The 8,343-nt window shown below is 63.0% G+C and carries 9 protein-coding genes and 1 riboswitch; of the genes, 5 read left to right on the top strand and 4 right to left on the bottom strand.

The annotated features are described in order from the left end of the window. On the bottom strand, positions 1 to 170 hold a 170-nt coding region (locus tag EN925_RS12830; RefSeq protein WP_148128454.1), incomplete at its 3' end, for a co-chaperone GroES. Between the two features lie 164 nt (positions 171 to 334). After that, the gene (locus EN925_RS12825; protein WP_127370363.1) at positions 335 to 1,132 is read right to left on the bottom strand and encodes a class I SAM-dependent methyltransferase; all 798 of its coding nucleotides are present in this window, start codon (positions 1,130 to 1,132) and stop codon (positions 335 to 337) included. 115 nt (positions 1,133 to 1,247) lie between these two features. Between EN925_RS12825 and EN925_RS12820 the strand changes: the two genes are divergently transcribed. Further along, positions 1,248 to 2,099, top strand: coding sequence for a hypothetical protein (locus EN925_RS12820; RefSeq protein WP_063167712.1), 852 nt, complete (start codon positions 1,248 to 1,250; stop codon positions 2,097 to 2,099). An 8-nt stretch (positions 2,100 to 2,107) separates the two neighbouring features. Here EN925_RS12820 and EN925_RS12815 read toward each other — a convergent pair whose 3' ends face one another. Continuing rightward, entirely contained in the window at positions 2,108 to 2,734 is a 627-nt protein-coding gene (locus EN925_RS12815; RefSeq protein WP_027163205.1) for a TetR/AcrR family transcriptional regulator, read from the bottom strand. Between the two features lie 124 nt (positions 2,735 to 2,858). On the opposite strand from EN925_RS12815, the gene EN925_RS12810 reads away from it, so the two are divergent. From EN925_RS12810 to EN925_RS12800, 3 genes are read left to right on the top strand one after another with little or no spacing between them, the layout of a single operon-like run. After that, positions 2,859 to 4,046 (top strand): MFS transporter, encoded by a 1,188-nt coding sequence (locus EN925_RS12810; protein WP_127369381.1) that lies wholly within the window; start codon positions 2,859 to 2,861, stop codon positions 4,044 to 4,046. A gap of 12 nt (positions 4,047 to 4,058) precedes the next feature. After that, on the top strand, positions 4,059 to 5,336 hold the full coding sequence (locus tag EN925_RS12805) for a D-arabinono-1,4-lactone oxidase (protein ID WP_127369382.1): 1,278 nt from the start codon (positions 4,059 to 4,061) through the stop codon (positions 5,334 to 5,336). After that, entirely contained in the window at positions 5,336 to 6,475 is a 1,140-nt protein-coding gene (locus EN925_RS12800) for an alanine racemase (RefSeq protein WP_164766121.1), read from the top strand. The genes EN925_RS12805 and EN925_RS12800 overlap by 1 nt, the downstream gene beginning before the upstream one ends. A gap of 5 nt (positions 6,476 to 6,480) precedes the next feature. Here EN925_RS12800 and EN925_RS12795 read toward each other — a convergent pair whose 3' ends face one another. Continuing rightward, positions 6,481 to 7,314, bottom strand: coding sequence for an AraC family transcriptional regulator (locus EN925_RS12795; RefSeq protein ID WP_064994164.1), 834 nt, complete (start codon positions 7,312 to 7,314; stop codon positions 6,481 to 6,483). Positions 7,315 to 7,569: 255 nt separating this feature from the next. Then, a riboswitch (cobalamin riboswitch) is annotated at positions 7,570 to 7,777 on the top strand. A gap of 164 nt (positions 7,778 to 7,941) precedes the next feature. On the opposite strand from EN925_RS12795, the gene EN925_RS12790 reads away from it, so the two are divergent. Next, positions 7,942 to 8,343 (top strand): ABC transporter ATP-binding protein (locus EN925_RS12790; protein WP_164894190.1); only part of this gene is annotated, 402 nt, incomplete at its 3' end.

The raw sequence follows: 8,343 nt of genomic DNA, 5'->3' as shown, positions 1-8,343 counted from the left end.
AGCTTGCCAGCTTCGTCACGAGCGCCGGAGCCGACAGCGATGATCTCGCCTTCCTGCGGCTTTTCCTTTGCCGTGTCGGGGATGATGATCCCGCCAGCGGTCTTGGATTCGGATTCGACCCGGCGAACGACCACGCGGTCATGAAGCGGGCGGAACTTCGACTTTGCCATTTTTTCTTCCTCGATGAGAACGGTGAGAAACAGTTCCTCCATCCGGCGGCGCCGGACATGTGGTTAGCACTCACCAAAGGCGAGTGCTAACGTGGCGCTGAAATAGGCTGGCGGCGCGCCGGAGTCAAGGCGCTCGGAGCGCCTCTTGGCGCATGATGATGAACTTACCGGTGCCTGGCCGAACCGAGCACCAGAAGCGGGCACCGTTCCGCCAGCGGATAGCTTCCGCTCGGCACGACGCGCACGTCGCCGAACCAGTTGGCTGCCTCGTTGGTCAGCGTGGCCAGCGTCGCGAAGCTGTAGCTTATGTCCGAGCCTGCATAGACGTCGATCGTGTTGATCGAGGTCATGCTCCATCCTGTTCGCGCGGCAAGAGCTTCGCGGTCCGGAAACAGTCTGCCGAATGCATCGCGGATCGTTGCCACCTTGATGGTAAAATCGCGGTCGTCGGTCGTACACGCCATCGCAATCCGCCATTTGAGCGCGTGGAAATTCTCGATCCCGCCGGCCAGAACCAGAGCTTCGATGCCGCACAGATCGTCCGCCGTTTCCGGTCGTGCGAAGACGCGGATCGCTGCGCGCCTGCCAGGCTTCAGCACCCTGGCGACCTCGCCAAACAACGAACTGCGCGCCGCCTGGGAAGCGACCGCCGACAGGCATCCGTCGCCGATGACGGCGTCGATGCTTGCGCGGTCCACGGGCAGGTTAAGCCAGTTGCCGGCGATTGCCCGTCGCGAGCCGTCGTCGCCAGCCCATACGCCGGAAATCATGGCCGCCGACTGGTCGACCGCCAACATCGACTTGCCCAGAACTGCCAATTCCGGGGTAACCCCCAAGAGAAGGACATCGGCATTTCCGAGATCAAGTTCGCGATCGAATATAGCGACGGTTTCCGCTGTCGGCCGGAGCGGCGCTTCCAGAAGTTTCCAATGGCGGTGGTAATCGTCCCAATGATTTGTCATGCAATTCCATTGGCCCCCTGCACGCCTGGATTTTGGATATCACCGGGGCTTAATAGAGGTCGTTGGACAAGCCAAGACATTTCAAGGCATCTACAGACAGTCCAGGAGGTGGATAGTGGCGCGTATCGCCGTGATAACGCATGAGCATGACAGGTTCCTGGGCAGGCGCGATATTCTGCTGCGCAGGAGCAGCCCATACATGCTGTTCGACATTCTTGCGGAATTGAAAAGGCGCGGCCATTCGGTTCGGGTTCAGCAAGGCCTGTCGAAGCCGGTCAGCGCCGATATGGCGGTATTGCATGTCGATGCCACGGTGACGCCAACGGACTATGTCGACTATGCCCGGTGTTTTGCATTCTGCCTCAACATCGGCGCCGCCGACATATCCAAACGGCGGATCAGTGGTGCATTGATCGACAAAACCGACAGCTGGCAAGGTCAGGTGATCGTCAAAAGCAATCTCAACAATCGGGGAATCCCGGAGACGCTCCTCAACCGGCGATCCGAGCGCGCGGGCAAACAGCCGCCGTTTCCGCATTTGCCAATCTTGCACCCCTATGAGATCCACGGATCTCTCGGCGACGTTCCAGACGGCGTCTTTGATTGCGACGATCTCGTCGTGGAAAAGTTCATTCCGGAGAGAGAACCCGACGGTTTTGCTGTTCGTTTCTGGGTGTTTTGCGGAGAGCGAGAGCGCTGCACCCGCTACGTCTCCCCGAACGGCCTGGTCAAGGCATCGGAGACGATCCGGCGCGAGCCCGTCCCGGTGCCCGACGAACTGCGTGAGCGCCGGCGTGAACTCGGCTTCGACTATGGAAAATTCGATTTCGTCATGCATGAGGGCAGGGCCATCCTCCTCGATGCGAACAAGACTCCCGGCCGTCCGCAAAATCTCGTCAAGATGTTCGCGGCCGGCGCTTCGGATCTGACACACGGCTTCGAAGGCCTCGTCCATCGGGCGAAATAGGCGCGGCTCTAGAGGAACAGCCGCAGCTGCGTGTGAATGATAGACCGGTAATCCTCGATGGTCCGGCGGCTTTCCGCTTCGCCCTCGGCAAGCGCCAGGCGCACCACGCCGCCGGCGAGCTGGAAGATCAGCAGAACCATGCGTTCGAACTGCTCGCGCCTCTCGGGCTCCAGCAAGGCGATGACATGGTCGCAGAACATTTTGGCTTGGTGCCGCGTTTCGGCGAGGTCGAGGTTCTTGAGCGCCTTGTCGGCCTGGATGGCGTTCTGCAGATCCTGGATGGCCGGATCGCCGGCGACACGGCTGAGATAATCATCGAGCAGCCGGTCAGCGGCCACGATGACATCTTTCGCCTCGTGGATTTCGGCGATGATCGTCGTCAGCCGTGCCCGGCTGACCTCTGAAAACCGCTCATAGAGCATCGCCAGGATCGCCGATTTGTTGGGAAAGTAGTGGTAGACGGTGGCGATTGGCCCGCCCGCCAGCATGCCGACCTCCTTCATAGTGACGGCGTCGATACCCTTTTCCCCGATCAGCCGCATGGTCGTCGACAGGATCGCGTCGATGCGCTCGCGGCTGCGTTCCTGCTTGGGCTTGCGCCTCGGCTCGGTCGCCATTCTCTTCAATTCCGTCATGCACCGATCTTTCGCACGGTTTTTAGATTCCGGTTGACAAGAAATATGATCAAGTATCAGTTTCTGAAATACTGACAGGTTGTCAGCTTTTTTGCCGCGCGGCAAGGACGTTGGGGAGGCGCCTTTGGCTTCGACAGATATCGGCCACGCAGGCAGTGGCGACTGGCTGGTCGGCAATCCGACCGGCTGGCAGCTCGCCTCGGCCCTGTGGATCGGTTCGGTCGGCCTGCTCATCCTCGGCCTGCAGCCGGTGCTGCTCGGAGCTCTCTACACCGAAGGCCATGTCAGCGGCGACGAACTGGCGCTGGTCGCCACCGCCGAGATGATCGCCATTGCCATCGGTTCGGCCGTCGTGGCGATGCTGCTTTCGGCCCACAATATGCGCTGGAAAAGTGCCGTCCTTCTGCTGCTGCTGGCGCTGGCCAATGTGTGGACGGCCTATGCCGCGAGCGCCAACATGCTGATTGCGGCCCGCGCCCTTGCCGGGCTCGCCGAGGGCGGTCTGGTCGCCATCGCCACCGAACTGATCGCCCGCTCGCGGCGTGCCGAGCGCATCGGCGGCTATTTCGTCACCATGCAGACGCTGGCGCAATGCGCGCTCGCCCTGTTGCTGGCGCTCTATGTCATTCCGGCCGCAGGGTCGGAGGGTGGCTTCATCGTTCTTGCCGTCGTCTGCGTCGTGTCGCTGGCGGTCGCTTTCACCGTGCCCGGTGACTATGCCGACCTGCCCAAGGAAGAGAATCTGGCCAATGTGCTGACGGTTCCCTCAATGACCGCGCTGTTGTCGGTCTTCTGCTACTTCATGTTCTTCGGCGCGGTCTGGGCTTTCCTGGAGCCGCTAGGCGCGCAATACGGCATCGATGGCCGCACCGTCGGCCTGATCGTCTCGGCCAGCCTCGCGGTGCAGGTCCTGGGGGCGATGACGGCGACCGCGTTCGAGGCGCGCATCGATTATCGCCTTGCCATCGCGGCGATCGGCGTCGTGGCGCTTGTCAGTTCCCTGGTTCTTGCCAGCAGCCCCGGCCTGACGACGTTCTGGGTCGCTGCCCTGGCCATGGGCTTTATCCTGCTGTTCATCGTGCCCTACCAGATCCGTCTGGCGATCACCGCCGACGAGACGCGCACCGCCGTGCTGCTGGTGCCGGCAGCCCAACTGTTCGGCCTGGCGATCGGGCCGATTGCGGCGTCGCTGCTCATCGACGGCAAGGATTTCCGGCCGGTGCCGGAATTCGCCGCCGCCAGCGCGGTGGCAAGCGTGGCGCTGCTCGGTCTCTTCGTTCTTGTGTCACGTCGCCGTCGTGCGGTTGCCTGAGCGGGGAGCGCCATGTCGAACACTTGGAGCAACTGGTCGGGCTTCGTAAGTGCCGAGCCCAAGCTGATCGCCAGCCCCAGCGATGTCGGTGAACTCGGTGATCTCGTCCGGAGCGCGCCTGGCCCGGTGCGCGTCGCCGGCGCCGGTCATTCCTTCACACCGCTGGTGAAATCGCAGGGCACGATCCTGTCCCTGGAGAGACTGGAAGGGCTGGTCTCGCACGACGCGCAAAAACATCAGGCGCGGGTGCGGGCAGGGACCCGGCTCGGCCCGCTCATGCACATCCTGCAAGGCATTGGCCAGGGCCTGCCCAACATGGGCGACATCGACCGCCAGGCGATCGGCGGCGCGCTGGGCACAGCCACGCACGGCTCTGGGCCGACGCTCGGCGCCTATCACACGCAGCTGGAGACGGTGCAGATCGTCGACGGGCTTGGCAAGGTCCGCGACTTCAAGCGGGCAGGGGATCGGGACATGATCCACGCCATCGGTGTCGCGCTCGGCGCTTTCGGCGTGCTCACCGAAGTGACGCTGAACAACATCGCGACCTACCGGTTGCGCCGCCGCAAATATGTGCTGCCGATCACCGAGATGCTGCGTGATTTCGAGGCGATGATGGCCGCGCATCGCTCGGCCGAATTCTACTACATTCCGTTTTCCGGCTATGCGCAGTTCATCGCCAGCGATTTCAGCGATGCCGCACCCACCACGCGGCCGCCGGAAGAGGACGAGGCGGGTTTGAGGACACTGCGCAGGCTGCGCACTTCACTTGCCTGGCTGCCATCGCTGCGTGGCCGCCTGATCCGATCGGCGGCCGCCAAATTTCCCGCCGAGGACTACGTGCAGGACTGGCTCAACGTCTATGCCAGCGACCGGCAGACCAAGTTCAACGAGATGGAATATCATTTGCCGTTCGAGGAAGGGCCGAAGGCGCTGGCCGAGATCATCGAGCTGACCGAGAAGCGTTTTCCCGAGGTCTATTTCCCGATGGAGGTGCGCTCGGTCGCGCCGGACCAGTTCTGGCTTTCGCCATTCTACAACAGGCTGACCTGCTCCATCGCCATCCACCATGACGCCGCGAACGATCCTTTGCCGTTCATGCGGGCGGCAGAGCCGATCTTCCGCAGACATGGCGGCCGGCCGCATTGGGGCAAGATGCACAGCCTGAAAGCGGCGGAGCTGAAAAAGCTCTACCCGCGCTGGGACGATGCCATGGCGGTGCGCCGCGACATCGATCCGGAAAACCGCTTCGTGTCGCCCTACATGGCCGGCCTGTTCGGCATCGAATGATGAGCACCTATTTTTCCACCCTCTCGGATGCGCTGAAGACCGCCGGCATCTTCCGACCCTGCCTGCTGCTCGACCGCGATCGGCTGGACGGAAACATTGCCCTGGTAAAAGGGAGGCTGGATCCCGGCCTGGCCGTGCGGCTGGTCGACAAATCGCTCGCCTGCCTGCCGCTGCTTGCGCATATAGGCAAGGCGCTTCGCCATGAGCGCTTCATGACCTTCCACCCGCCGATCAGCGAGGCGGTGCTGAAGGCGTTTCCGGATGCCGATCTGCTCTACGGCAAGCCGATGCCGATCGGTGCGGCAAGGGCTGCGCTGGTGAAGGGTGATGCCGACTGGTCGCGTGTCTGCTGGCTGATCGACAGCGAGGAGAGACTGGCGGAATACGGTGCTCTCGCTGACGAACTCGGCATCGGCCTGCGCATCGCTTTCGAGATCGATGTCGGGCTGCATCGCGGCGGCTTTGCTGATCCCGCGGCCTTGTCGAAGGCGCTGAGCGCGTTGCCGGTCCGGCTGCATTGCGAAGGCGTCATGGCCTACGAGGCGCATGCGCCGCTCATTCCCGGCCTTTTCGGCGGACCGGCAAAGGCATTGGCGGAGGCGTCGGCGCAGGCTGCGGCGTTCGTCGCCTGTCTCGGTGCCGACCAGCGCCGCATCCTCAACATCGGCGGCAGCAAGACCGCGCTGCTTCATCGTGGCGGCGCGGCCAATGAAGTGTCGATGGGCTCGGCCTTCGTGCTGCCCAGCGACTTCGATACGCCAGGCCTCGACGGCTTCCAGCCGGCGGCTTTCATCGCTACGCCGATCCTGAAAGTGGTCGAGCCGATGCTGCCTGGCCCGCCGGCCGTTACCCGCCTGCTGCAGGCGCTCGGCCGGTTTCCGCGCAAGGGCTGCTATCTCTATGGCGGCAAGTGGATGGCCGAGCCGGTCTTCCCCCAAGGCATGAAGACGAACGGCCTGCTCGGCCTGTCCTCCAACCAGCAATTCATGGGCTTGCCCGCCGATGCGACCGCAAGGCCAGGCGACTACGCGTTTCTAAGGCCGACGCAGAGCGAGGCCGTGCTGCAGCAATTCGGGTCGATCGACGTGTTTTCCGGCGGAAAGGTCATCGATCGCTGGCCGGCGCTGCCGATGGCGTGATCGAGCTACGCCTTCACCGGTACCCAGATCTCCAGCCCGCCATTGCCGCTGTGGGCATCGAACTCCGGTCCATAGCGCTCGAATTCCGGTGCATCCGCGATTTCGTGACCGGAGTCGGGCAGCCAACTGTTCCAGATCGTGTTGATCGTCCGGCGGATGGATGAGATGTGCTCGCGGTGCGAGAACACCGCATATTTCTGCGCCGGCACCCGCACCCGATAGAAGTCCTTCGGCAGATCCGCAAAGCCGGACACTTCGACGCCGACGACATAGTCGAAATTGCCCGCGTCGTCGCCGTTAAGGCAGACGCCGTAGAAAACGCCTGAGATCTCGCCTGGGATGTTGCCGATATAGGGTGCAAAACGCTGCCACTGCATCGGAATCCCGGCGCTGGTTTCACAGCTGTAGCGTTCGCCGAGGCCGGCGATCAGGAACGGCCGGCTGGTCTCGAAGCGCGGTGGTTCGAGATTGGTGAGGAAGGACTGGTCCATCAGGATCGGCTCCACGAGGTCGAGGTTGTTGGTCGAGCCTTGCGCGCGTACCAGTTCCGGCGTGGTGCCGAACTGATCGCGGAAGGCACGGGTGAACGCCTCATGCGAGTTGTAGCCGGCGTCGAGCGCGACGGCGAGGATGTCGGGCGCTCCGCCGGCCAGCTTGCGCGCCGCCTCGGTCAGCCGGCGTGAGCGCATGTAACCCATCACCGAGCGGCCGGTTGCGGCGCCGAAGGCGCGCGTCACATGAAAACGCGACACGCCGCTGCTTTGCGCGACATCGTCAAGCGAGATCGCCTCCGGCAGATGGCTCTCGACGAACCACAGCGCTTTCTCGGTCGGGTTCATGGGGCTCCTTTTCGCATTGGCCGGATCATCTTGGCGTTTCCTGGCGCGGCCAGTTTGATCGAAATTGCGCATCCCGTGCAATCTGCGCCGATCCCATGGGCTTTCGCTTGACAGCGGGCCGCGTCATCTCCTAAGAATGTTATGTTATTACATAAAATATTATGTTATTACATAAAGTGAGCGTGCAATGCCTGTTTCCCTTAGCTGGCCCACCACTTCGTCCGAGAAATCCATTGCGAAGCGTTTGGTGGAAATCTACGCTGAAGTGGTGATGGTCCCCGAGCCGAAAGGCGAGGGGTGAAAAGGGAACACGGTGAGGCCTGTTCAGGTCGAGGCCGTGGCTGCCCCCGCAACTGTAAGCGGCGAGCAAAATCCGTGAATGCCACTGGCCGGCAAGGCTGGGAAGGCAGGATGGCGCAACGACCCGCGAGCCAGGAGACCTGCCATCACTGAGTTGACCGGACGGGGTGTGCCGGGAGGAAACGCGAGTCCCGGTCTTGTCGGCCGGTTCGCCAGCTTCCTTCCGTCGCCAGTTTTGGAAAGTGACGGAAAGTTGGACGGCTCCATCGATCATCGCATCACCATGCGCACGCTTTGCCGTCCCCGCAATCCGGCGGGCAGCAGCCGATGAGCGCAGTGCTTCTCGAAGCCCATGACCTCTGTGCCATGGCGAATGGGCGGAATCTGGTCCAGGCGGTCAGCTTCTCGGTGGCCGCTGGCGATCGCCTTGCCATCATCGGTCCCAACGGCGCCGGCAAGACGACGCTGCTGCGCATGCTGTCGGGCATGCTGCGGCCAAGTTCCGGCGAGGTGAAGCTTGGCGGACGCGGGCTGGACAGGATTTCGGCCGCCGAGCGGGCGTTGCATATCGCCGTTGTCGGCCAGACCGACCAGCCCGATCCGCGGCTGGCGGTGATCGATTATGTCGAGCTTGGCCGGGTCCCGCACGCCGGGCTGCGGCGCAGGCGCGAGGAACGCGATATCGCCGTCGAGGCGCTGCGCCGGACCGGCCTGCTGCCGCTGCTTGGC

It is taken from the genome of Mesorhizobium sp. M7A.F.Ca.US.006.04.2.1, assembly GCF_004022915.1.
Lineage (GTDB): Bacteria > Pseudomonadota > Alphaproteobacteria > Rhizobiales > Rhizobiaceae > Mesorhizobium > Mesorhizobium ciceri.
This window is presented reverse-complemented; position numbering and strand designations above follow the sequence as displayed.